General features: G+C 67.2%; 19 protein-coding genes. 10 read left to right on the forward strand and 9 right to left on the reverse strand.

The features are described 5' to 3' along the window. Positions 1-61 precede the first annotated feature (61 nt). Positions 62-1,411, reverse strand: coding sequence for an aspartate aminotransferase family protein (locus AZC_RS03725; RefSeq protein WP_043878852.1), 1,350 nt, complete (start codon positions 1,409-1,411; stop codon positions 62-64). A 275-nt stretch (positions 1,412-1,686) separates the two neighbouring features. On the opposite strand from AZC_RS03725, the gene AZC_RS03730 reads away from it, so the two are divergent. The 4 genes from AZC_RS03730 (at position 1,687) to AZC_RS03745 (ending at position 6,177) form a co-directional block, all read left to right on the forward strand. After that, complete coding sequence (locus AZC_RS03730) at positions 1,687-3,108, forward strand: PLP-dependent aminotransferase family protein (protein WP_043878853.1); 1,422 nt, start codon at positions 1,687-1,689, stop codon at positions 3,106-3,108. 80 nt (positions 3,109-3,188) lie between these two features. After that, positions 3,189-4,127: a dihydrodipicolinate synthase family protein gene (locus tag AZC_RS03735; protein WP_012169262.1), complete on the forward strand. Its 939-nt coding sequence runs from the start codon at positions 3,189-3,191 to the stop codon at positions 4,125-4,127. Between the two features lie 189 nt (positions 4,128-4,316). Beyond that, positions 4,317-5,045, forward strand: coding sequence for an SDR family oxidoreductase (locus AZC_RS03740; RefSeq protein ID WP_012169263.1), 729 nt, complete (start codon positions 4,317-4,319; stop codon positions 5,043-5,045). Positions 5,046-5,067: 22 nt separating this feature from the next. Continuing rightward, positions 5,068-6,177 (forward strand): DSD1 family PLP-dependent enzyme, encoded by a 1,110-nt coding sequence (locus AZC_RS03745; RefSeq protein ID WP_012169264.1) that lies wholly within the window; start codon positions 5,068-5,070, stop codon positions 6,175-6,177. Positions 6,178-6,314: 137 nt separating this feature from the next. On the opposite strand, the gene AZC_RS03750 is transcribed toward AZC_RS03745, so the two are convergent. The 4 genes from AZC_RS03750 to AZC_RS03760 all read right to left on the reverse strand — a co-directional run bounded on the left by AZC_RS03750 (position 6,315) and on the right by AZC_RS03760 (position 10,513). After that, positions 6,315-7,532 (reverse strand): sulfotransferase family 2 domain-containing protein, encoded by a 1,218-nt coding sequence (locus AZC_RS03750; RefSeq protein ID WP_043878854.1) that lies wholly within the window; start codon positions 7,530-7,532, stop codon positions 6,315-6,317. A gap of 245 nt (positions 7,533-7,777) precedes the next feature. After that, complete coding sequence (locus AZC_RS25370) at positions 7,778-8,020, reverse strand: hypothetical protein (RefSeq protein ID WP_148209790.1); 243 nt, start codon at positions 8,018-8,020, stop codon at positions 7,778-7,780. A 166-nt stretch (positions 8,021-8,186) separates the two neighbouring features. Further along, positions 8,187-8,828 (reverse strand): TetR/AcrR family transcriptional regulator, encoded by a 642-nt coding sequence (locus AZC_RS24245; protein WP_052285849.1) that lies wholly within the window; start codon positions 8,826-8,828, stop codon positions 8,187-8,189. A gap of 92 nt (positions 8,829-8,920) precedes the next feature. Then, entirely contained in the window at positions 8,921-10,513 is a 1,593-nt protein-coding gene (locus AZC_RS03760; protein WP_012169267.1) for an FAD-dependent monooxygenase, read from the reverse strand. A 312-nt stretch (positions 10,514-10,825) separates the two neighbouring features. Between AZC_RS03760 and AZC_RS03765 the strand changes: the two genes are divergently transcribed. From AZC_RS03765 to AZC_RS03780, 4 genes are all read left to right on the forward strand, one after another. Beyond that, entirely contained in the window at positions 10,826-12,103 is a 1,278-nt protein-coding gene (locus AZC_RS03765; RefSeq protein WP_043879989.1) for a DUF3422 family protein, read from the forward strand. Between the two features lie 189 nt (positions 12,104-12,292). Next, a complete protein-coding gene (locus tag AZC_RS03770; protein ID WP_012169269.1) occupies positions 12,293-13,141 on the forward strand; it encodes an alpha/beta hydrolase in 849 nt (282 codons plus the stop codon). A 215-nt stretch (positions 13,142-13,356) separates the two neighbouring features. Then, positions 13,357-14,325 carry a hypothetical protein gene (locus AZC_RS03775; RefSeq protein WP_043878855.1) on the forward strand — a complete coding sequence of 323 codons (969 nt, stop codon included), beginning with the start codon at positions 13,357-13,359 and terminating at the stop codon, positions 14,323-14,325. Between the two features lie 86 nt (positions 14,326-14,411). Continuing rightward, entirely contained in the window at positions 14,412-15,059 is a 648-nt protein-coding gene (locus tag AZC_RS03780) for an MBL fold metallo-hydrolase (RefSeq protein WP_012169271.1), read from the forward strand. A 21-nt stretch (positions 15,060-15,080) separates the two neighbouring features. Here AZC_RS03780 and AZC_RS03785 read toward each other — a convergent pair whose 3' ends face one another. Beyond that, positions 15,081-16,781, reverse strand: a complete 1,701-nt coding sequence (locus AZC_RS03785; RefSeq protein WP_012169272.1) for a sensor domain-containing diguanylate cyclase — start codon at positions 16,779-16,781, stop codon at positions 15,081-15,083. A 229-nt stretch (positions 16,782-17,010) separates the two neighbouring features. Between AZC_RS03785 and AZC_RS03790 the strand changes: the two genes are divergently transcribed. Both AZC_RS03790 and AZC_RS03795 read left to right on the forward strand, forming a co-directional pair. Next, positions 17,011-17,442: a MarR family winged helix-turn-helix transcriptional regulator gene (locus tag AZC_RS03790; protein ID WP_244421787.1), complete on the forward strand. Its 432-nt coding sequence runs from the start codon at positions 17,011-17,013 to the stop codon at positions 17,440-17,442. Positions 17,443-17,450: 8 nt separating this feature from the next. Then, positions 17,451-18,737 (forward strand): multidrug effflux MFS transporter, encoded by a 1,287-nt coding sequence (locus AZC_RS03795; protein ID WP_244421788.1) that lies wholly within the window; start codon positions 17,451-17,453, stop codon positions 18,735-18,737. 55 nt (positions 18,738-18,792) lie between these two features. On the opposite strand, the gene AZC_RS03800 is transcribed toward AZC_RS03795, so the two are convergent. The 3 genes from AZC_RS03800 to AZC_RS03810 form a co-directional block, all read right to left on the reverse strand. After that, positions 18,793-21,276, reverse strand: a complete 2,484-nt coding sequence (locus AZC_RS03800; RefSeq protein WP_012169275.1) for a hypothetical protein — start codon at positions 21,274-21,276, stop codon at positions 18,793-18,795. 62 nt (positions 21,277-21,338) lie between these two features. Beyond that, positions 21,339-22,565, reverse strand: a complete 1,227-nt coding sequence (locus AZC_RS03805; protein ID WP_012169276.1) for an argininosuccinate synthase — start codon at positions 22,563-22,565, stop codon at positions 21,339-21,341. Positions 22,566-22,668: 103 nt separating this feature from the next. Continuing rightward, positions 22,669-23,496: a phosphatase PAP2 family protein gene (locus tag AZC_RS03810; RefSeq protein WP_148209792.1), complete on the reverse strand. Its 828-nt coding sequence runs from the start codon at positions 23,494-23,496 to the stop codon at positions 22,669-22,671. Positions 23,497-23,612 lie beyond the last annotated feature (116 nt).

Consider the following 23,612-nt stretch of genomic DNA (forward strand, 5'->3'; position numbering starts at 1 on the left):
GGACGCAAAAAAAACGCGCGGCAGGCGACTGCCGCGCGTCTGGTGAAGGGTCCGAAAGGGCTCAGGCCGCGTCGCGGATGAGCTTGCGCAGGATCGCCACCATGTCCTTGATCTGCTGCTCGGTGGAGATGAAGGGCGGCGAGAACGCGAGGCTCTCGCCGGTGTAGCGCATGTAGAGGCCCTGCTTGAGACCGGCCTCGAAGATGCTGAGCGCCCGCATGCTCGGGCCGGCAGCGGAGGGCGAGAGCTCGACCGCGGCGGTGAGGCCGAAGTTGCGCACGTCCACCACGTTGGGCTCGCCCTTGAGGCTGTGGAACTCGGCTTCCATGAGGGGCTCCAGCGCCCGCACGCGGCCGAACAGATCCTCTTCCTCATACACGTCGAGGGTGGCGTGGGCGGCGGCGGCGGCCATCGGGTGACCCGAATAGGTGTAGCCGTGGCAGAACTCGATGGCAGCCGGCGGGCCGCTCATGAAGGCCTCGTAGATCTCCTGGCGGGCGATCACGCCGCCCATGGGGATGATGCCGTTGGTGATCGCCTTGGCGAAGGTGATCATGTCCGGGACGACGCCGAGGCGCTGGGCGGCAAACGCCCAGCCGGTGCGGCCGAAGCCGGTGATCACTTCGTCGAAGATCAGCAGGATGCCGTGCTTGGTGCAGATTTCGCGCAGGCGCTCGAGATAGCCGATTGGCGGCACGATGACGCCGGCCGAGCCCTGCATGGGCTCCACGATCACGGCGGCGATGGTGGAGGCGTCGTGCAGCGCAACGATGCGCTCCAGTTCGTCGGCGAGATGCGCGCCCCAGGCCGGCTGACCCTTGGAGAAGGCCATCTTCGACTGGTCATAGGTGTGGGGCAGGTGATCGACGCCGTTCACCATGCCGGGGGCAAACATCTTGCGGTTGGCGACGATGCCGCCCACCGACATGCCGCCGAAGCCGACGCCGTGATAGCCCTTTTCACGGCCGATGAAGCGGGTGCGCGTGGCGTTCCCCGTAAGCCGGTGATAACCCATGGCGATCTTCAGCGCCGTATCCACCGCTTCCGAGCCGGAATTGGCAAAGAACACGCGGTTGAGGCCCTCGGGCGCCATCTCGGCCACGCGCTCGGCGAGCTGGATGGTGGTGGCGCTCGCCACCTGGAAGGACGGGGCGTAGTCGAGCGAGCGGACCTGCTTGGTCACCGCTTCGACGATGCGCGGGTGGGAATGGCCGAGCGGCGTGCACCACAGGCCCGAGGAGCCGTCGAACAGCTTCACGCCATTGGCATTGGTGAAGTAGCAGCCTTCCGCCGAGATCATCGTGCGGTCGGACGGGTCGGCCTTGAAGCGGCGGTTGGAGGTAAACGGCGCCCAGTAGGGATCCACATTGAGCTGACGCGCGAGCGCGCCGGTGTCGGTCACCTGATCCATTGTTCTCTCCTGAAAGGTCGCGCGTCCGCCGCAGCGAAATTGGCCTGAGCACAATAGACCCCGCGGCGCTTTTGTATATATACAGATGCGCGACCGCCTGCTGAAGCTGTTATGGTCGCCTGACCGATACAGTGAAGGGGCGGCCAGCGTCGTCTGGCCTTTGTCCGTGAACCGTTTGTCAGCCTGCCTGCGCCTTGGGCGGCGGTGGCCGCGATAAGCATCAGGCTGAACTGTACATAGGCGCTCACGCCGCGCCGGAGCGGGAGGCTCCCGACATGCTTTCGATCACGCTCGATGCCGGTGGCAAGGTGCCGCTCGTCTCGCAGATCGTGGCGGCGGTGGCGGAGCAGATCGCCGAGGGCGTGTTGGCCCCCGGAGCGCGCCTGCCTTCGGTGCGGCAACTGGCCGCCGAATGCAGCGTCAGCACGCTCACCGTCTCCAATGCCTATAACCGGCTCGTGGCGGAGGGCTATCTGGAGGCGCGCCGGGCCAGCGGTTATTACGTCGCCATGCGGAAGGCGGCGCGGGAGCCGCAGCGGCGGCAGGCGCAGAATTCGGTCCCCATCGATGCCCTCTGGCTGCTCCAGCGCGTCTATGAGGACGACCCCAACCTGCTGAAGGTGGGCTCGGGATGGCTCCCGGAAAGCCATCTCTTCACCGACGGGCTGCGCCATTCCCTGTCCGCGCTCGCCAAGAAGCCGGCTTCGGCCGTCTCGCGCTACGGCAATCCCCATGGCTATGAGCCGCTGCGGCGGGCCATCCAGATGCTGCTCGCCCAGCGGGCCATCGACTGCGAGCCGGACAACATCATCCTCACCCATGGCGCCTCGCAGGCCCTCGACATCGCCGCGCGCGGGCTGCTCCAGGCGGGCGACACCGCCTTCGTGGACGATCCCGGCTATTGCAACCTCTTCCCGACGCTACGGGCGCTTGGCGTGCGGATCATCGGCATTCCCCGCACGCCGCAGGGGCCGGACGTGGAGGCGCTGGAGGCTCTGGCGGAACGCTATCGCCCCCGCGTCTTCTTTACCAACACCATCCTGCACAATCCCACCGGCACCGGTTGCCCGCCGGCGGTCATCTACCGCGTGCTGCGAGTGGCGGAGGACTTCGACTTCCACATCGTGGAGGACGACATCTTCGCCGGCATGGCCCCGGACCAGATGCCCAGCATCGCCAGCCTCGACCAGTTCCGCCGGGTGCTCTATGCCGGCTCCTTCTCCAAGACCATCTCGCCGAGTCTCCGCGTCGGCTATCTGGTGGTGGGGCGGGATCTCGTGGAACGGATGCTCTATCTGAAGCTCGCCGGCGGCCTCACCAGTTCGGAAATCAGCGAGCAGGTGGTGCATTCCATCCTGGTGGACGGCCACCACCGGCTGCATCTGGCACGCCTGCGCGACAAGCTTGCGGTGGCGCAGAAGACGGTGTGCGCCGGCCTTGAGAATGCAGGCCTCTCCATCTTTCATCGGCCGAACGGCGGCATGTTCGTATGGGCCGCCTTGCCCGGCGCACCGGACATGGAGGCGGTGGCCCATCAGGCCATGGAAGAAGGCATCATGCTCGCACCGGGCGCCCTGTTTCGCGCCGACCAGAAGGCCACCCCCTTCATGCGCTTCAATGTGACCCACGCCGACCATCCAAGGCTCTATCGCTTCCTCGAACGGGTTTGCGAGCGAGCGCTGCGAGAGAAGGCTTGATCCGCAGACCGATATGGTTCACTCGGGTGGTATACCGTGTGTAAACCACCCTCTCCCGCGCTTCCAGACGGAGTTTTCCCATGCGCCTCACCGCCGATGCCAGCGGCCTCTTCCCGATCGCGCCCACCCCGTTCCATGCGGACGGCCGCATTGATGAAGCCTCCCTCGACACGCTGATGGAGCGCTATATCGCGGCCGGCGCCACCGGCGTGACGGTGCTCGGCATCATGGGCGAGGCGCCGAAGCTGGAGCCGGACGAGAGCCTCAACATCGCCGCCCGCTTCGCAAAGGGCATGGCCGGCCTGCCGGTGATTGTCGGCGTCTCGGCGCCGGGCTTTGCCGCCATGCGCTGGCTCGCCCGCAACGCCATGGACAAGGGTGCCGCCGGCGTGATGATCGCCCCCGTGCCGAGCCTGCGCACCGACGACCAGATCATCACCTATTACCGTCAGGCCATCGAGGCCATCGGCACCGACATCCCTTTCGTCATCCAGGACTATCCGCTCACCCTCTCGGTGCAGATGACGCCCAAGGTCATCCGTGCCATCGTCGAGGAGCACCCCTCCTGCGTGATGCTGAAGCATGAGGACTGGCCGGGCCTCGAAAAGATCTCGACCCTGCGTGGCTTCCAGAAGGAAGGCACCATGCGCCCGATCTCCATCCTCACTGGCAACGGCGGCATGTTCCTCGATTTCGAGATGGAACGCGGGGCCGACGGCGCCATGACCGGCTATGCCTTCCCCGAGATGCTCTCCGACGTGGTGAAGCTCCAGAAGGCGGGCAAGCGCGACGAGGCGCACGATCTGTTCGACGCCCACCTGCCGCTCCTGCGCTACGAGCAGCAGCAGGGCGTGGGCCTTGCCACCCGCAAGTATGTGCTGATGAAGCGCGGCTTCATCTCCTCCGACGCCCAGCGCAAGCCCGGCGGCACGCTCTCCGCCACGGCGCGCGCCGAGGTGGATTACCTGCTGGCCCGCCTCGCCAAGATCGACGCCCGCGCCCTGCCGCTGGCGGCCTGATCCGACAGAGCCGATCCGGGCCCCTCGCAGCGCAAGGCGCTCGATGGGCCCGGAGAAGCCGGCCTTTTTCAACGAGATAACGGGCAGATTTTCTGCGCAGCTTGATGCAGTCTGCGGGAATCACATTCCCATCCGCCGCGCGGGCTTCGTCTGGGCGGCCTCTGTCTCGGTTCCTTCCGGAGAAGTGCCATGCCCCGCCACGCTCTCGTTACCGGCGCCTCCCGCGGCATCGGCCGCGCCACGGCCCTGCGTCTCGCCCGTGACGGCTTTGCCGTCTCCGTGGGCTATGCCGGACAGGCCATCAAGGCGCAGGAAGTGGTGGCAGAGATCACCGCTGCCGGCGGGCAGGCCATCGCCCTTCAGGCGGACATTGCCAAGGCCGCCGATGTGGACCGGATGTTCGGCGATGCGGAATCCGCCTTCGGGCCCGTGAACGTGGTCGTGAACAGCGCCGGCGTGCTGAAGATGGTGTCCATGGCCAAGGCCAGCGACGCCGATCTTGCCGCCATCCTCGCCACCAACGTCACTGGCGCGTTCAACGTGCTGCGGGCGGCGGCGAACCGGGTGCCCGATGGCGGGCGCATCATTTCGCTCTCCACCACGGTGGTCGCCACCGCCTTCCCGAACTACGGCCTCTATTCGGCCTCCAAGGCCGCTGTGGATCTGTTCACCCGCACGCTCGCCAATGAGCTGCGCGGCCGCAACATCTGCGTGAATGCCGTGGCACCGGGCCCGACGGGCACGGAACTCTTCTTCGAGGGCAAGTCGGAGGAACTGGTGGAGCGCCTCGCCAAGGCGCCCCCGCTGGAGCGCATCGCGACGCCCGAGGAGATCGCCGCCGTCATCGCCTTCCTCGCCGGTCCGGACGGCGGCTGGGTGAACGGCCAGATCGTCCGCGCCAATGGCGGCCTCGCCTGAACCGCCCCAAGAGGACCAACCGATGCTTCAGCTTCCCCCCGCCGAACCCGGCATGCGCGAGGACGAGGTCGATACCCCGGCTCTCATCCTTGATCTCGATGCCTTCGAGGCCAATCTCGACACCATGGCGGCTCTGCTGAAGCCTACGGGTGCGAAGCTGCGTGCGCACGCCAAGACGCACAAGAGCGCGGTCATCGCCCGTTTGCAGATGCAGCGTGGGGCGGTGGGCCAGTGCGTGCAGAAGGTGGGCGAGGCGGAGGCGCTCGCGCAGGCCGGTATCAACGACATTCTGGTCAGCAACGAGGTGGTGGAGCCGCGCAAGCTGAAGCGCCTCGCGGCCTTGTCCTCCATCGCCCGCGTGCAGCTCTGCGCCGATGATCCGGCCGCGATCCCGCCGATCGAGGCGGCGGCCGAGGCGGCGGGCATCCGCCTGTCCGTGCTGGTGGAGATCGAGGTGGGCGCCAAGCGCTGCGGCCTTGAGCCCGGTGCGCCGGCGGCGGAGCTCGCCGCGCGCATTGCCGGCTCGAAGCACCTCACGTTCGGCGGCCTCCAGGCCTATTACGGCAGTGCCCAGCACAAGCGCCAGCCGGAGGAGCGGCGGCAGGCCATCGCCTTCGCCGCCGGCTGCGTGGAGCAGACGCTGGACGCGCTGAAGACACGCGGGCTCGACTGCCCGATCATCGGGGGCGGCGGCACCGGCACATTCGCCCATGAGGCGGCGAGCGGCCTGTGGAACGAGATCCAGGCGGGCTCCTATGCCTTCATGGATGCGGACTATGCCCGCAACGTCGAGCCGCCACCCTTCCGCCAGTCGCTCTTCATCCTCGCGCAGGTGATGAGCGCGCCGAAGGGCACGGGCCGCGCCGTGGTGGACGTGGGCCACAAGGCCGCCCCGGTGGACAGCGGCTATCCGCTCGTGGCCGGGCGCCCGGACCTGGCCTATGTGGGAGCCTCCGACGAGCACGGCGTGATCGAGGCCAAGGACGGCCCGCTGCCGGTGCTGGGCGAGAAGCTGCGCCTCGTGCCCGCCCATTGCGACCCGACGGTGGACCGCTACGACTGGTATGTGGGCGTGCGCAAGGGCCGGGTGGAGTGCCTGTGGCCGGTGACCGCCCGGGGCCTGATGACCTGAGCGGGGCGCTTTCGGCGTCTCGCCCGCTACCGGCTCGTGCGGGAGCCCGATCCCGTCTCGGGCGTCTCGACCTTCACCACGACGTTCGACCGTGGGGCCCTCTTCGATGCGCCCCAACTTCAGGATAAAGGGCCGCGCTAACGCACCTCGTCCAGCAGCACGCGGTTCTCGACCGCGAGCGCAACAGCGCCGGTATGTCGTACCCGGAATTCGAGATCGGTGGCGGTGAGCCCCAGGTGGAACGGCAGTTCCACGGGATTGTAGTCCCCGGGCTTGAGATCGCCCGCGGTCAGTGTGCGCGTCGCGTGGAGGTGCGCGCCGCCGCCGGAGATGATGTCCACCTCGGCGATCGGCGTATCCTCGGCCGGCAGTGACTCCGGCTGGCCAAATCCCAAATGGAAGGTCGCACGATAGGCGCCCTTCCGCAGGCGCGTGTAGGGGCCGAACAGGAGATAACCCGGCTCGCCCACATCGCCGTGGATGCTCGTCCGTGCGTAATGCTCAATCCGGCGGCCGACCGTATGATGAAAGCGGTCGAAGGCACGGGGGCGCTCGCCGATCTGGGACAGAAAACGCGCGCGTGCGGTGTCATAGACGACGGTGTCGAGCCGGGTGCGCAGCGCCAACAGCTGTTCCGTTTCCTCGTCGATCTCCAGCGCATCCAGCGCTTCGAAATTCTGCGGGTCTGCGGCGTAATTCTCGCGCGTGATGTTGGTCCACATCACCTCCCGCGGCGGCGCCAGATCGAAGGTCCGGCAGGCCAGGTCCACGCTTTCGGGCAGATATTCGTAAATGCCGCAGAAATCGATCCGCTCCAGATTGGCGAGCGCCGCTTCCAGCATCTCCTGGTCATCCCGCCACGGCATGCCTTGCGCGTTGAAATATTTTCCGCTCAGAAGCCGGGTGGTGAGATTGTCGATCTCGGGCAAAAGCGCCGGTACAGGAAGTTTCAGGAAATCCCCGAGGCTGTAAAGCTTGGCGAGCCGGAGCAGGTGGATATTGTTGCGGTTGATGACTTCGTCGCGATATGAGCGCCAATAGAGGTAATGCGACAGAAGCCGATCGATCGGCTCACGCAGAACAGTCAGCATCTGCCACGGCGGCGCGACGTGCTGAAGGTTCTGATAGCTGTCATGCATGGAAAAGAATTGATACTGGCGAATTTGCTCTCCAGACCAAAAGCGGATTCCGTCCAGGCGTTCCGGGCAGATCTTGTCCGGATCGTAATAATTCCGAAAGATGCGATCGATTGTCGTGCCTGCGGTCTTCGGAACGTGCAGAAAAATGAGCCGCGGCAGGCTGGATGCAATACCGCGGTTGGGGTTGCCTGTCGGCAACCGGGCCTCGTCCAACATGTCAGACTTTGAGACGGACAGAAGGTTCGGATCCCCGAGGGCTAAGCGCATGGGGGTACCGCCTTCCATATCCTGCGACGTTCGGGCGATCTTGTTGTCATGATTGGCAAAATTCGGCATGCTTTTGAGTGTGCAAGCAATCTGAATGGCAACTTAAATCGCGTCACATTTTGTGAGTGATATGATTCATTATTTCATTATTCCCATTTTCACGCTCCGGAGAAGAGAAAATTTGTCCCGCCCGGTCAGGTGCGCTGTTTGTTTTTTTGCAGTGCTTCGGCCGGATAAAATATCCCTTCGCCGGAAGATGCGGAAATCACATCTGAAATATAGGCTTGAGCTTTGCCGTTGTGTGATTGGGCATGCGGCATCTCGTGCGAATTTGGAACGGCATCAGCGGATGTTGCATGTGATGCCTGATGATCATACCGGATGAGCCTCGTCCCGGCGTCTGGCGGAGGCTCAGTGGCGCGGTCGAGGCCGCCCATCTGCGTTCCCGGCACGCGGGGCGTGATGTCCCTGCGGCCCCTTTCGGTGTGCCTTCGCACGGCGCGGATTTGCAGTGTCGAATAATAAGTGCGTGAATACTTATGGGGAGCAGCCGATCTTCCGGGGCGCCTCGCCCCGGTCCGTCACGGTCGTGGCCGCAGGCCCTTACGCCTCCGGCGCGTCCGCCCAGCGGGTGCCGGTGCGGCCCTTGGGGGTGAGGAGGCCGCGGAAGAAGAGATCCAGCGCCTGCTCAAAGGCGTCCCTGGCGGTGGTGCCGCTGCGGGTGAGCAGATCGGGCTCGTGAATGGCCTTCACGATCTGGAGCCAGTATTGGGTGACGAACTGCGGATCGATGTCCGGCCGGATCATGCCCGCCTCCATTCCCATACCAAGCAGCTGCCCGAATACGATGGGGATATTCTCCTCCTTGATGGCATTGATCCGGGCGTGGATCTCCGGCGCGTGGCGCGCCACGTCCTCCACGAAGGCGGGGGACATGGTGGCGAAATAGCTGGAGATGATGCGGAAGACCGTCTCCAGTTTCTCCGGATAGGCGACCGGCGCGGCGAGCGCCTCCATGACCCTGCGGCGGACCGTTGTGCCCGTGGCCGCGAGGATGGCGCCGACGATGGCCTGCTTGGAGGAGAAGTGCTGGTAGATGGTCTTCTTGCTCATGCCGAGCGCGAAGGCGAGCCGGTCCATGGTGAAGCCGCTGTAGGCCTCGCGCAGCAGCATCTCGCGCGCCGCCGTCAGGATGCGACCCGCAGGCCCGTCTTCCAGATCGAGGGGCGGCAAGGGCTCGGACAAGATGCGGGGGCCTCCTTCTCCGGCCGGGCCGGAGGGGCCAAGGGTCCGGCCGGAACGCAACACGGGCGCGCCGGCCGGATCATCGCGGCATGTCAGGCCGACAGCGCCATCTGCGCCGGCCGTACCACACGATCGAGGTAGTTGGCGAGGCCCGTCAGGTTGCCCGCGTCCCCCCGCGCCGCCACCACCTGATCGGGCCGGATCAGCACCCAGCCGGCCTTGCGGATGCGGTAGCGCTCGCGCACCAGTCCTTGCGGATCGCTGGAGGGTGGGATGCTGAGGATGCGCAAGGCCTCGCCGCATCCCACCGTCGCGGCTTCCACCGTGAGGGGCGTCTGCGCGTCGGGAAAGAGCAGCAAGGTGTGCGCGGTGCCGCCGATCAGCGGCCAGAGCGCGGTGGTGACGCCACTGCGGGGATCGGCGAACAGCGCCTCCAGCGCGCGGGTGCCGACCTCCGTGCGCTGCGGACTGCGGGGTGGCGCGCCGAGGGCTACCAGAGGCCCCTCGTGATAGGTGATGGCGGTCTCCGACAATTCGGTCTGGAGCTTCTTCTGCGCGGTGGAGAGATTGCCGATCACTGTCACCGCCACATCGCGGACGAACTGGGTGATGCGGCTGCCGGCGAAGGCGACGTGCAACTTCTGGGCGGCGCCCTTCACCACGTCGCGGGCGACGGGGCGGCGCTCGGCCTCATAGCTGTCGAGTAGCAGTTCCGCATCCCCCCGGCCCAGCAGCGCATAAGCGAGTTTCCAGCCGAGATTGAAGGCGTCCTGCACGCCCGTGTTCATGCCCTGTCCGCCGGCGGGCGAATGGATGTGTGCCGCGTCGCCGGCAAGGAAGACGCGGCCGTTGCGATAGCGGGCGGCGAGGCGCTCGTTGGTGCGGAAGGCGGAGAGCCAGGTGGCGTCGCGCAGGCGGCAGCCGGGCGGGCCATGGCGGTCCATATAGGCCTGAAGCTCCTCCAGCGTCGGAGGGGCGTCGTTGGTTGCGTCGGTGCGGGCGCCGAAGATGCGCCAGGTGTCTGTCTCGAAGGGAAAGAGGGCAGCGGTGGCGCCGTTCTGCCACCAGATGTAGATGCTGCGGTGATCGAGCGCGCCGCCGTCGATCTTCACGTCGCCCAGCAGGAAGGTCTGTGGCTCCGTATAGCCCTCGAAGGCGATGTCGAGGCCCTGGCGCACGCTGCTGCGGGCGCCGTCGCAGCCCACGAGATAGGCCACCCGCATCTCCTCCCGCCGGCCGTCCGCATGGGTCAGGGTGGCGGTGACGCCGCCGGTATCCTGCGTGAAGCCGGAGAGTTCGACCGTGCGCTCGATCTCGGCGCCCAGCGCCGCGAGCCGCTGCGTGAGGATGGCCTCGGTGCGCGACTGCGGCAGCAGCAAGGGGAAAGGGTAGGGGCTGTCGATGCCCTCGCCCACCGCCAGCGTGGCGAGTGGCTTGTGGCCCTCGCCCACGATCAGCGAATTGAGATGGGCGCCCTCGGCCATGAAGGCCTCCACGGCCCCCATGGCGCCGAGCGCCTCCAGGCTCGCGCTCCACACTGCCAGGGCCTTGGAGACCGTGGCCGCCTGCGGGGCCTTGTCGATGAGGCGTACGTCGATCCCGAATTGCCGCAGGACGATGGCCAGCGACAGGCCGGTGGGGCCGGCGCCGGCAATCAGCACCGGCCCCGTGGTGGCTTGAGACATTCCATCCTCCCCCGTTGACGAGGCACCAGTGGGCCTGATGAGGAAACTATAGAAACGATATCAGTTTCCTTGGTTTCCGCAAGTAGGCCCGTGACCCTCTGGCGTAAGCGGGGCGGCAAAGGGTCGCGTGCCGGGGCGTAGCTTGTGCTGACAGACGCTTCATGTCAGCAACCGAGGAGGCAGAGGCGACGAGGACGGATGATGGTGGACCAGCAGCAGGGTGCAGGGCTGGCCGCGACCAAGGCGGGCGAGCCCGCTGGCGGTGCGGCGGATCTCGTCATCGGCGAGGGGCGCACCCTCTCGGCCCACGCCATGCGGGCTGCCGTGATGGGCGAACTGCACGCGCGCCCGTTCTTTCCGGTCGAAACACCCCGCCGCTTCCTGCACGTGGCTTTCCTCACCTCGCCGGCCGATGCGCAGACCGAGCGGGCGCTGGTGACCGAGCTGTGCGCCAGCCGGGGCGTCCCCGGCCCGCTGCCGGGCGCCAAGCATCACCGCGTTTCGTTCGGCGGGGCCACACTGCGCTGGGAGGCCCATGCGGAGTTCTCCACTTATACGTGGGATCTGCCGGCCGTTGAGGCAACGCCCAACCAATTGCCGTTTCACCCGGCCGCTGCCGCTCTGGCGAGCCCGCTCACCCAGTTGCCGCAGCCGGGGCCTCTGCTTGTGGCGGTGGACCTGCACCTCGTCACCGACACCATGGAGGATGTGCAGCTCGATGGCGTGTTCGATCGCGGGAGCCTTGCCCGCTCGGACGTGAATGACGGTGCCGCCGAGATCGCCACCGATTTCAAGCCGGACCCGGCGGGCTTCGTGCGCATCCTCGTGCGCGACCGCGGCCTCGGCGCCGAGGCGGCCGGCGCCCTGGTGCAGCGGGTGCTGGAGATCGAGACCTATCGCACGCTGGCGCTGCTCGGCCTGCCGGAGGCGCAGAAGCTGGCACCGCTCATCTCCAAGATCGAGGCGCGGCTCGCGCAGGCCACCGCCGAGATGACCCGCTCGGTCGGCCTTTCCGCCAACAACCGTCTGCTCGACGAACTGGTCGCGCTGGCTGCCGAGCTGGAGGCGGACACCGCCCCGTCGCTGTTCCGCTTCGGCGCCAGCCGGGCCTATGCGGAGATCGTGCGGCTGCGCCTCGCCACCATCCGGGAGGAGGCGGTGCAGGGCTTCCCCACCTGGCAGCAGTTCCTTGACCGGCGGATGGCGCCGGCCATGCGTACCTGCCAATCGGTGGAGGAGCGGCAGGGCAACATCGCCGCCAAGCTCGCCCGCAGCGCCGATCTCCTGCGCACCCGCGTGGACGTGGAACTGGAGCAGCAGAATCGCGACCTGCTCACCTCGATGAACGAGCGCACCCGCCTGCAACTGCGGTTGCAACGCACGGTGGAAGGTCTCTCCGTCGCGGCGATCTCTTATTATGTGGCGAGCCTCGTGCACCTGCTCGCCGAAGGCCTGCACGCCAGCGGGGTCGTGATTTTCGGGCACCATGTCAATCCCGGCACGATCACAGCAATTGCTGTACCGATCTCGGTGATCGCCGTATGGTACGTCGTCAGGCGTATTCGCAACGCCCACGGTGAACATGAGTAACCGCGTCTCCGCCAGCGTTACGATGGCGGAGTGAACCCACCCGCGCAGGGGCGTCCGGGAACCGGAGCCGGCCCGCGCGGCTTGAGCCCGGATGCGGCCAGCAGCTCGCATCCTCGACAAGACCGGCCGCCGCCGTCCGGCGCGTGGCCCTCGGCCCTCGGCCGCAAGCTCAAAGAAAGGGGGTAAGCAATGGATTACGAATCCGAATACGACAACCGTGCCCGCGTGCCGGAATTCCCGGAGATTGTTGCCGGCTGGATTTCCCGCTCGGCCCATCTGCGCGGCGATGTCGCCGCGGCCGATCTTGGCATCCCCCACGGGCCTTCGCCCCGCCAGTTCCTTGACATCCTGTGGCCCGACGCCACCCGGCAGGCGCCGGTCGTCCTGTTCTTTCATGGCGGCTACTGGCAGCGCCAGCACCCGCGCGAAGTCACCTTCGTCGCGGAGGGCTGCCTGGCCCATGGCGTCGCCGTCGCGCTCGCCGGCTATGACCTTGCCCCCCACGTCCCGGTCGGCAACATCGTCGCGCAGGCGCGCGGCGCGGCCATCTGCCTGCACCACCGCATCAAGCGGCGCATCGTCGTAAGCGGCCACTCAGCGGGCGGTCATCTGGCTGCCGCGCTCACCGCGACCCGCTGGCACGACATCGACGTGCGCGGCGCCGACGACATGGTGACCTCCGGCCTCGGCATCTCCGGCGTCTATGATCTGGAGCCGCTGGTGTCCACGCGCCTCAACGAGGCCCTGCGCCTCAGCGAGGCCGAGGCGCGGCGGCTTTCGCCGATCCATTGGGAGGTGCCGGCCGGCCGCACCTTCTCCGCCTTTGTCGGTGCCGAGGAGAGCGCGGAGTTCCGCCGCCAGAGCCGCGATTTCGCGGTGGCCTGGGGCGAGCAGGGCGCGGTGGCGGACAGCGTCGAAGTGCCCGGCGCCAACCACTTCACGGTGCTCGACCAACTCGCGGATCCGGCGTCCGCCATGGTCACCCGTCTCGTCGAACTGGCCCGTGCCAGCGAGGATGCGGCGTCCCTCGCCGCCTGACGGCTGCCGGGCGCGACAGGCGGGGGAATGCCCTTGCGCCCGGGCTCGGCCGGTGTGAAAGCTCTCGCGGTACAAGCGGGGGCTTTTCCATGACGACGCTTCACCTTGGCGGAGATCGGGGACGTCCGGTCGCCACCGCCCGACGTCCCGCATCAGGCAGGGTCGCGATCGCGATGGTGTTCGCGGGCTGTCTGGCTGTTGGACCGTCCCCCGTCATGGCCCAGACGGCGGAGGCCCCCCGCACCGCGACCATTCCCCTGCTCAAGCGGCCCGACCGCAGCGGCTTCTCCAATTTCATCGCGGTCACGGCCAGCGGAGGGGCCGGCGGCACGGTTCTGCTCGATACCGGCTCCACGGGCCTGCGCATCCGCCAGGAGGCGCTGGGGCCGGATGTGAAGCTCACCGACATTCCGGTCGAATATTCCTATTCCAGCGGCAACGTTCTGCACGGCGTGCTTGGCTACGCGGTGGTGGCCTTTCCCGGAGCCTCGCCCGCGGTCGCCACCGCCAGGCCCATTGCCATCCAGGTGGTGCAGTCCATCACCTGCAAGCCGGAAAAGCCGAACTGCCCCAAATGGAAGCCGACGGAAGTCGGCGTGATGGGCGTGGCCTACAGCGGCGTCGCCGCCTTCAACCCGCTGGCCCAGCTTCCGGGGAACCTCTCCACCGGCTTCATCGTCCATGCCAACGACAAGGCGGACCCGAACCTCGTGCCGCATCTGGAAGTGGGGCTCACGCCGGAGAATTCCGCCGGTTATGCCTTCGCCGCCTTCCAGCCGGCGCAGGGCAACCAGCAGCCGGACGGCCTGAAGGCTTGGAACACCAAGAGCATCCCCACCTGCTTCCGCGTGGATGACGGTCCGGCCGGCTGCTATGCGACCGTGTTCGACACCGGCGCCGGTCTCGGCAGCTTCGAGACGCCGGGCCTGCCGCGCTCGCGCCTCAACAAGCGCGTGCCGCCGGGCCGCACGGTCACGACCTCGGTGGAGGGGGTGATGCAGCTCACGGTCACCGCCGGCCGCCGGCCCTGGCTCAACCGCTATCGCTACGAGCCGCCCCACGGCAGCGTTCCCGGGTTCAATTCCGGTGGCCTCGTCTTCCGGCATTACCGCGTGCTCTATGATGGTGTGAACGGGCGCATCGGTTTCTCGCCGACGACCCCCGTGGATGCCGCCGCGCGGTGATTAGCGGTTTTCATCCCGGCCCTTTCATGCTCTGAAAGGCGCCTGTTCCGGCCGCCGCGCGGCCTTCCTCCAGTTCCGGATGCTCCATGCAGCCCATCCAGATCGCCGTGGTGCCTGTCACGCCCTTCGACCAGAACTGCTCCATCCTGTGGTGTACCGCCACCAAGAAGGGCGCGGTCATCGATCCCGGCGGCGACCTGCCCCGCATCGAGGCGGCGCTCAAGGAAACCGGCATCACGGTGGAGAAGATCCTGCTCACCCACGGCCATGTGGACCATGCGGCGGGCGCGGCGGAACTCTCCGAGACTCTGGGCGTGCCGATCGAGGGGCCGAACGAGAAGGACCAGTTCCTGATGGACGGCCTGGTGGACTCCGCCGCCCGCTTCGGCATGGAGGGCGCGCGGAACGTCACGCCGACCCGGTATCTGAAAGAAGGCGACACCGTCACCATCGGCGAGGTGACGCTGGAGGTGCTGGACGTGCCCGGCCACACGCCCGGCCATGTGGTCTTCGTCCACAAGGGCACCAATGTCGCCATCGTCGGCGACACGCTGTTCCGCGGCTCCGTCGGACGCACGGATTTCCCCTATGGCGATCCCGAACTGCTCATTTCCGGCATCGTCTCGAAGCTCCTGCCGCTCGGTGATGCGGTGGTGTGCCTGCCGGGCCACGGGCCGGTGACGAGCATCGGTGACGAGCGCCGTTCCAACCCATTCCTGAACGGCGCGGCCTGAGCGATCGCAGCCTGCGGGCGTTCAGCCCTGCAGGCTCGGCTCGGGTGAGATGACGATGCGATTGCGGCCGGAATTCTTGGCCTCGTAGAGGGCAAGGTCCGCGCGCTCGATCACCTTGTGCATGTCGCGGTCCTGATCGTGCGCCAGTGCAGCGCCGATGGAGATGGTGACGGCGATGGCCTGATCCTCGAAGACCACCTTTGTCGCCGCCACCGCCTCGCGCACCCGCTCCGCCAGGGCCTGCATGCCGGCGATGTCGGTATCCTGAAGCAGGGCCACGAATTCCTCGCCACCGAAGCGGGCGAGATGGTCGTGTGCGCGCAGGGTTCTGACGAAGGTGTCCGCCACATGCTTCAGCACGGCGTCGCCGGCGGCATGCCCGTAGGTGTCGTTCACCTGCTTGAAGTGGTCGATGTCAGCCATGAGGATGCCGAGCTGGCCCGTGGCATGGGCACTATCCAGCGCCACATCCGCCATGGCGAGGAAGGAGCGCCGGTTGAGCAGGCCGGTCAGCGGATCGGTATCCGCCAGTTCCTTCAGTGCCGCCACATCCTGCTCGTGCTTGCGGCTGAACATCTCATAGCGCGTCTCGGCCGAGGTCAGGCGCCGCAGGAGCGAGCGCAGGGCGTAGGAGAGGTGCATCACGTCCGCATTGCCGCGCAGGCGCGGCAGCATCGTGATCTTGGGGTCGCGGCCGATTTCCTCCGCGGCGAGGGCGAGCTGGCGCAGCGGGCGGCCCAGCCGCCGGGCGAACCACAGCGTGAGGCCGACGCACACCAGCAGCGCGATGGCGCCGTAGCCGATGATGCGGAATGCGACGTGATAGGCTGAGGCGAAGGCATCCTCTGCCGGCTGCTGGGCGACCACGATCCAGCCGAAGCCCGGGAAGTCCTGCTCGCCGTCGGAGATCGCATAACCCGTCAGGAGGTCGCCTGCCGGGCTCTTCTGGACGAAGGCACCGGTGCGGGTCACGGACATCCGCGCGATTCGATCCTTCGTAAAGGGCGTATCGCCACGTTCGGGGCCGAGCAGGACGATGCCTTCGGAGGACATCACCACGATATTCACGCCCGGCTGGGCCTTGAGAACCGTGTCGCGCAGGCCCTCGACCCAGCGGAAATAAAGATGCGCGCCCAGCACGCCGAGCAGGCGACCGTCCCGCGAGTGAACCGGAAAGGCGATATCGACGAAGCGCTCCGGATCGCCGGTCGCGCCGAGATTGGGGAGGAGCTTCGCCAGCAGCACGGCCTCGTGCAGATCGCCGACCGTGGGGCCTTTCAAACCATCCCGGAACCATGGGCGGGAGAAGACGGACGTGCCCTCCAGCATGCCTTGCGTCGCCGCCACCACCTGGCCGTCGGGGCGGGCAAAGCCGATCCAGGCGAAATGGCGCATGCCGGACTGGGCCTGGTTCAGCGCCGCGCGCAGCAGGGCGGCATCGCCCTCCCAGGCGATGTCCAGGGCCCGCAACTGCGCCAGATTCCGCACCTCGCGGTAGCGCTCGAACATGTCCACGTCCAGCCGGTCCGCGATGGTCGCGGCGGTGAGGGACATGTTCTGCTGGATGCGTTCGGCGATCGCCCACCCGCTCAGGCGGGCGGAGAAGATGGACACGACGATCAGGCCCAGGATGCACACCACGCTCAGCACCACGCCGAGCTGCTGGGCGATACTGGTGCTGTCCTGGAGCTTATGGAGCCTGTGCCGCAGGGCTTCTCGCACCGTTTTGGTCCTTTCTCCGCCTCGAATTACAACTTAGAGGTATTATAACCTCGAATGACTGCTCTAGGTTCTTTGTGCGTTGCGGGTCGGTGGAAACAGGGGACGCTCTGCGTGCAGCAGATTTTTCCGATTTACGCTTGGAAAGGTCAACACGCGGCCGGGCGAGAACGAGAGGCTAGAAAGTAAGTTTAACTTATCGTATTGTGGGGGAGATATGTCTGAGACTCCGTTGGGATTTCTTTTCTTCGAGGTGTCGCGGCTCTACCGGGCGCGCACGGACCGTGCGTTCGAGCAGGGCGGCCTCGGCATCACCTCCGGTGAGGCCCGCACGCTGATCTACATCAATCAGCATCCGGGCCTGCGCCAGACGGCTCTTGCCGAGAAGATGAGCGTCGAGCCCATGACGCTGGTGGCTTCTCTCGATCGTCTCGAGGCGCAGAGCCTCGTGAAGCGCGAGCCCGATCCCACCGACCGCCGGGCGAAACGCGTTCTGCTGACGCCGGCCGCCGCGCCGCTGATCGCGCGCATCACCTCCATCGCGCTCGCCGCGCGGGAGGAAATCCTCAACGGCCTCTCGGAAGACCAGATCGCCAATTTCAGGACCGCCCTCGACCGGATGCGCGTGAACCTGGTGGCGGGGAGAGATGCGGACGACGCATGAAGCCAGTGATGAGTGAAAGCCGCACGGCGGTCATCGGTGCGATGATCGTCGTGCTGGGGCCGATCAGCATGTCGCTCTACACACCGGCCATGCCGGCGCTGGTGGAGGCCTTTCACACCACGCCGGCCCTGTTGAAGCTCACGCTCTCCGTCTATTTCTTCGGCTTCGCCTTTTCCCAGCTCGCCTGCGGGCCGCTCTCCGATGCCTTCGGGCGGCGGCCCACGGCGCTCGGCTTCTTCGCCATCTATCTGGCGGGCAGCGTGGTGGCGGCCTTCGCGCCGGACATCACCGCGCTGATCATCGGCCGCGGCCTTCAGGGGATCGGCGTGGCTGCGGGCCCCGCCGTCTCCCGTGCCATCGTGCGCGACCAGTTCACCGGCCAGCCGTCCGCCCGCATCATGAACCTGATCGCCACCATGCTGGCGATCGGGCCCGCCATCGCCCCGACGCTCGGCGGCCTCATCCTCTCGACCGTGGGCTGGTCGGCCATCTTTCTCGTGATGGTGATCTATGGCCTCGTGCTCGTGCTGCTGCTGGCGGTCCTTGTACCGGAGACCAATGCGGCCCCGCTGCGGGCCAACGCCCATCCGGCCACGGTTGCCCGCAATTATGGGACGCTGCTGTCGGACCGGCGCTTTCTCCAGCCGAGCCTGGTGATCGGTTTCACGCTCGGCGGCATCTATACGCTCGCTGCCATCCTGCCCTTCGTGCTCATCGAGCGGGTGGGCCTCTCGCCCATCGGCTTCGGCATCGCCATGATCTGCCAAACCGGCTCGTTCATGACGGGCTCGCTGGTCACCGGCCGGCTGCTCAGGCGCTTCAAGGCGGAGGCACTGGTGCCCTTCGGCCTCGCTATCGTGCTGGCGGCGGCGGTCGGCATGGCCTTCGCGACCCGCCTGTGGCCCCTCTCGGCGGTGGCCACCATGCTGCCGGTGGCGGTCTGGGCCTTCGGCATCGCCGTGCTGCTGCCCGGCGGCACCACGGGCGCGCTCGCCAATTTCCCGAGGATGGCCGGTGCGGCTTCCGCCATGATGGGCTTCATGCAGATCGGCGGCGGACTGCTGGGCACCATGCTGGCGAGTGCCTTCGCGGTGCCCGGCGACGCGCTGGTGATCGTGGTGCCGGGTCTCGCGGCGGCTGCGCTCGTCGCCTTTGTCTTGCTGCGACCGGCGGAGCCGTCCCGCGTGGCGGCCCGCATCAGCGAGCCGGATCTCGAGATCTCCACGGACCCCGCCGGCATCGTCGGCGCTGCAGGCGACGAGATCGAGGCCGAGGTCTTCCGCAAGCGCGCCTGACGCGCCCGCTGCCGGGTTCTCGGGGAGCGGCGCCTGCCTCGGACCTGTGCGGGCGCTACTTCAGTTCGATCTTGTACATCTGCGTGAGGCAGTTGCCCGGCTTGCCGTCCTTGAGCCGGAAGGCCCACTGGTACGACTGCTCGGGAATTTCCTGGCCGTTGATGCGCAGCGTCAGCGTGCCCGTGCACACCGGCCCCTTGCGGCTGTCGATCTGCACCAGAAGGGTATTCTCCCCCTCCTTCAGCAAGGGTTTGATCGCGACCCAGCGGCTGCGCAGCGAACCCTCCGCGATCGCCACCAGCTCGCCGTTCAGCGTGATTCGCATGCTGTCCTGCACATGCTCGGCGAGCAGTTCCGCGCTCCGGATGTTCTTGAACACCATCGGGTCGGGTTTGCACATCACACCGGCGGTGCTGCAGGCCTGCGAGGAAATGGTCTCGCGCATCATAAAGGCGCCGCCGGCGAGCCCGCCACCGACCACGACGACGCTGCCGCCGACGATCGCCAGCGTCTTGACCGACGGCTTCTTGAACTTGAGGCCGAATTTCCCCTTGGCCGTCGGTGCCGCCTCGTCCGTCTTCGCGGACGGGGCGGGCATGGGAGGCGGAGCGGCCTTGGCTTTCGCCTTCGACTTGCGGAAGGACGGCAGTTTCAGCTTGGGCAGGCCAAACTTCGGCAGCCGCAGCCATTTGCGCTTGGGCTTGGCCTTGACGGGTTCCGGTGCCGGGGCGGGCGGCTCCAGCATGTCCGGCATGGGTGGAAAGGCCGGCGCATCGTCATCGGCGTCGTCCGCCGGATCAGCTGCGGCGCGCTTGCTCTCCTCCGGGGGCGTCGCCTCGGCGGGGGCGACATCGGCCTCCGGCTCTTCCTCTTCGACGACCGGCTCGGGGCCACCGGTGAAGTCACCGTTGAGAAGCGCGTCCAGTTCCTTCTGGCTGAGCGGCTTGCCCGCACGTCCCGCGGCGTCCTCCGGCTTCGGCTCGGCCTTCTTGCGCGGCGGCGGCGAGAAGCCGTCGTCCATCAGCGCATCCAGCTCCTTCTGGGAGAGGGGCTTATCGGACTTCGGGGCGGGCGCTTCGTCTTCGACCTTCTTCTTGCGCGGCGGCGGCGAGAAGCCGTCGTCCATCAGCGCATCCAGCTCCTTCTGGCTGAGCGGCTTGTCGGACTTCGGGGCGGGAGCTTCGTCCTCCGTCTTCTTCTTGCGTGGCGGCGGCGAGAAGCCGTCGTCCATCAGCGCATCCAGCTCCTTCTGGCTGAGCGGCTTGTCGGACTTCGGGGCGGGAGCTTCGTCCTCCGCCTTCTTCTTGCGTGGCGGCGGCGAGAAGCCGTCGTCCATCAGCGCGTCCAGCTCTTTCTGGCTGAGGGGCTTGTCGGACTTCGGTGCCGGGGCCTCGTCCTCCGCCTTCTTCTTGCGCGGTGGCGGTGAGAAGCCGTCGTCCATCAGCGCGTCCAGCTCCTTCTGGCTGAGCGGCTTATCGGACTTCGGGGCGGGCGCGGGTTCCTCGACCTTCTTGCGCGGGGGCGGGGAGAAGCCGCCATCCATCAGCGCATCGAGCTCTTTCTGGCTGAGCGGCTTGTCGGACTTCGGTGCCGGGGCTTCCTCGGCCTTAGGCTCGGGCTTCTTGCGCGGCGGCGGCGAGAAGCCGCCATCCATCAGCGCATCCAACTCCTTCTGGGAGAGGGGCTTATCGGACTTCGGGGCAGGCGCGGGCTCTTCGGCCTTGGGTTCTGGCTTCTTACGCGGGGGCGGCGAGAAGCCGCCATCCATCAGCGCATCCAGCTCCTTTTGGGAGAGGGGCTTATCGGACTTCGGGGCAGGCGCGGGGTCTTCGGCCTTGGGCTCGGGCTTCTTGCGCGGCGGCGGGGAGAAGCCGTCGTCCATCAGCGCATCCAGCTCCTTTTGGGAGAGGGGCTTGTCGGACTTCGGTGCGGGGGCTTCCTCGGCCTTGGGCTCTGGCTTCTTGCGCGGCGGCGGCGAGAAGCCGTCGTCCATCAGAGCGTCCAGCTCCTTCTGAGAGAGGGGCTTGTCGGACTTCGGTGCGGGGGCTTCCTCGGCCTTGGGCTCCGGCTTCTTGCGCGGGGGCGGGGAGAAGCCGCCATCCATCAGCGCATCCAGCTCTTTCTGGCTGAGCGGCTTGTCGGATTTCGGGGCGGGCTTGGGCGCCGGCTTGGGCTTGGGTTCCGGTTCGAACTTGCGGCGCGGCGGCGGGCTGAAGCCCTCGTCCAGGAGCGCCTTCAGGCTCTTCTTGCTGAGCGGAACATAGTTCGAATCGCCCTGATCGCCGCCGTCGCCCTCGTCGGGATCTTCCGGAGCGGTGCCGTCCGGCGACGCTGCGGTCGCGTCGGAGCCGGAGGCCTTGGTGTCGTCAACGGCGAAATGGCGGGCCGGCCCTTCGGCACGGAGGGCGTCCATGGCGAGCGACATCGCTCGCTTGAGCCAGGAGGGCAGGCCAAAACGCGGCAGCCGGAGCGTAGGCTCCGGCAGCCAGAACGTGAACTGGTACTCCCTCAGCGAAGCGACGCTGGAGGTCACCGCCATGACATCCGCCCTTCTTCACGGGGATACCTCCCCCTGGAAGGATGGATATAGCGGCCCGAGCTTTATTGAGCCTTGCGTGCGCGGGCGGCGGTCGTCCGCAGGCGCAAGGCATTGAGCTTGATGAAGCCGGCAGCGTCGCGATGGTCGTAGGCGACGGCGCCTTCCTCGAACGTGACAAGCTCCTGATTGTAGAGCGAGTACGGGCTCTTGCGGCCGATGACCGTGGCATTGCCCTTGTAGAGCTTGACGGTCACTTCGCCGGTGACATAGGCCTGCGAGTGGTCGATGGCCGCCTGGAGCATCTCGCGCTCGGGGGAGAACCAGAAGCCGTTGTAGATGAGCTCCGCATAGCGCGGCATCAGCTCGTCCTTGAGGTGGGCGGCGCCGCGGTCGAGCGTGATGCTCTCGATGCCGCGGTGGGCGGCGAGCAGGATGGTGCCGCCGGGGGTCTCGTAGACGCCGCGCGACTTCATGCCGACGAAGCGGTTCTCCACGAGGTCGAGGCGGCCGATGCCGTTGGCCTTGCCGAGCTCGTTGAGCTTCGCCAGCAGGGTGGCCGGGCTCAGGGCCTCGCCATTGATGGAGACTGCGTCACCCTTCTCGAAGCCGATGGTGATGACGGTGGCCACGTCGGGCGCCGCCTCCGGCGAGATGGTGCGCTGGTAGACATATTCCGGCGCGTCCTCGGCCGGGTCTTCCAGAACCTTGCCCTCGGAGGAGGAGTGCAGGAGGTTCGCGTCCACCGAGAAGGGAGCTTCGCCGCGCTTGTCCTTGGCGATCGGGATCTGGTGGGTCTCGGCGAATTCCAGCAGCTTGGTGCGGGAGGTCAGGTCCCACTCGCGCCACGGGGCGATGACGGTGATTTCCGGCTCCAGCGCGTAATAGCCGAGCTCGAAGCGCACCTGGTCGTTGCCCTTGCCGGTGGCGCCGTGGGAGACGGCGTCGGCGCCGACCTTGCGGGCGATCTCGATCTGCTTCTTGGCGATCAGCGGGCGGGCGATGGAGGTGCCCAGCAGATACTGGCCCTCATAGACCGCATTGGCGCGGAACATCGGGAAGACATAGTCGCGCACGAATTCCTCGCGCACGTCCTCGATGAAGATGTTCTCGGGCTTGATGCCCAGCAGTTCCGCCTTCTTGCGCGCCGGCTCCAGTTCCTCGCCCTGGCCGAGGTCGGCGGTGAAGGTCACCACCTCGCACCGGTAGGTGGTCTGGAGCCACTTCAGGATCACCGAGGTGTCGAGCCCGCCGGAATAAGCGAGCACAACCTTCTTCACGTCGCGCGACATCTAATCACTCGAAGGCTTGAGCGGAGCCCGGCAAGGGCGCCCGCTGCGGTTGGGTCGAAGGCCACCCGCGCCATCCGGGGCGAGGGGCGAAAATCCGCGCGGACTATAGGCCCGCGCCGCGCCGTGGCAAGTAGCGTGCGGCAAGACGCGACGCCTGCCGCCACAGGAAGCGTGCCGTAGCGGCGCTCCACCGCCAGAGGCGGGCGGCGAGCCGGTGCAGGGCGACGCCGATCCGCGCCACCCAGGCCTCCGCCTCGGCATCCGTCGGCGCCCCGCGCCGGTCGAACAGCCACCAGCGCAGCAGCACGATGATCATCACCACCAGCACGCCGGAAAAGATGACGTCGGTGAAGAAATGCCCTCCAAAGGCGAGGCGCAGCCCGCCGGCGGCAAGTCCGAAGACCACCGCGGCCCCCAGCGCTACGGGGCCGAGGGGGCCGGGCACGAGGCTGGCCGGTGCCACCGTCCAGAAGCCGAGCGCGCCTTCGCCGGAGACGAAGGAGCAGTTGGCGGGGCATGTGCCGGCGGTGGAGTACCAGGGCGTGAAGGCCTTCTGCCCCCCGAACTCCTCCACATGCACCGGGCGCGGCCGGCCCCACTTCTCTTTCAGGATGCCGTTCACCATGAGGCCGGGGCCGAGCGCCATGGCGAGCGCCAGCAGCAAGGCGGGGCGGGCCGGCATGAACATGCGGCGCGCAGGGAACAGCAGCTTCAGGATCAGTGCGGCGAAGGCCGGGGCGGCGATGAGCCAGGGCAGGACGTTGCCCGCCTGCCGCAGCGTCTTGCCCCAGCCCGTGCCGGCCCAGGGGAAGCTGTTGGTCGTCTTGTCCCAGAACCAGGCGGTGATGGTGAGGTCGAGGCTCGGAAACAGTGTGAAGAGGATGAGAACGGCCGCACCCGCCAACAAGGTGAGGAACACCAGCCACCGCACGCCGCCCACTCCCGTCTTGCCGGCCGCCGCCGGCGGCGGGGACGATGGATTTTGATCTCGGTCGTTGCCGGATGCACGATCCGGCGCGACAGTCGGCCCGATGTAAGCGGAGGAAA

The organism is Azorhizobium caulinodans ORS 571 (genome assembly GCF_000010525.1).
In the GTDB taxonomy this organism is placed as follows: domain Bacteria; phylum Pseudomonadota; class Alphaproteobacteria; order Rhizobiales; family Xanthobacteraceae; genus Azorhizobium; species Azorhizobium caulinodans.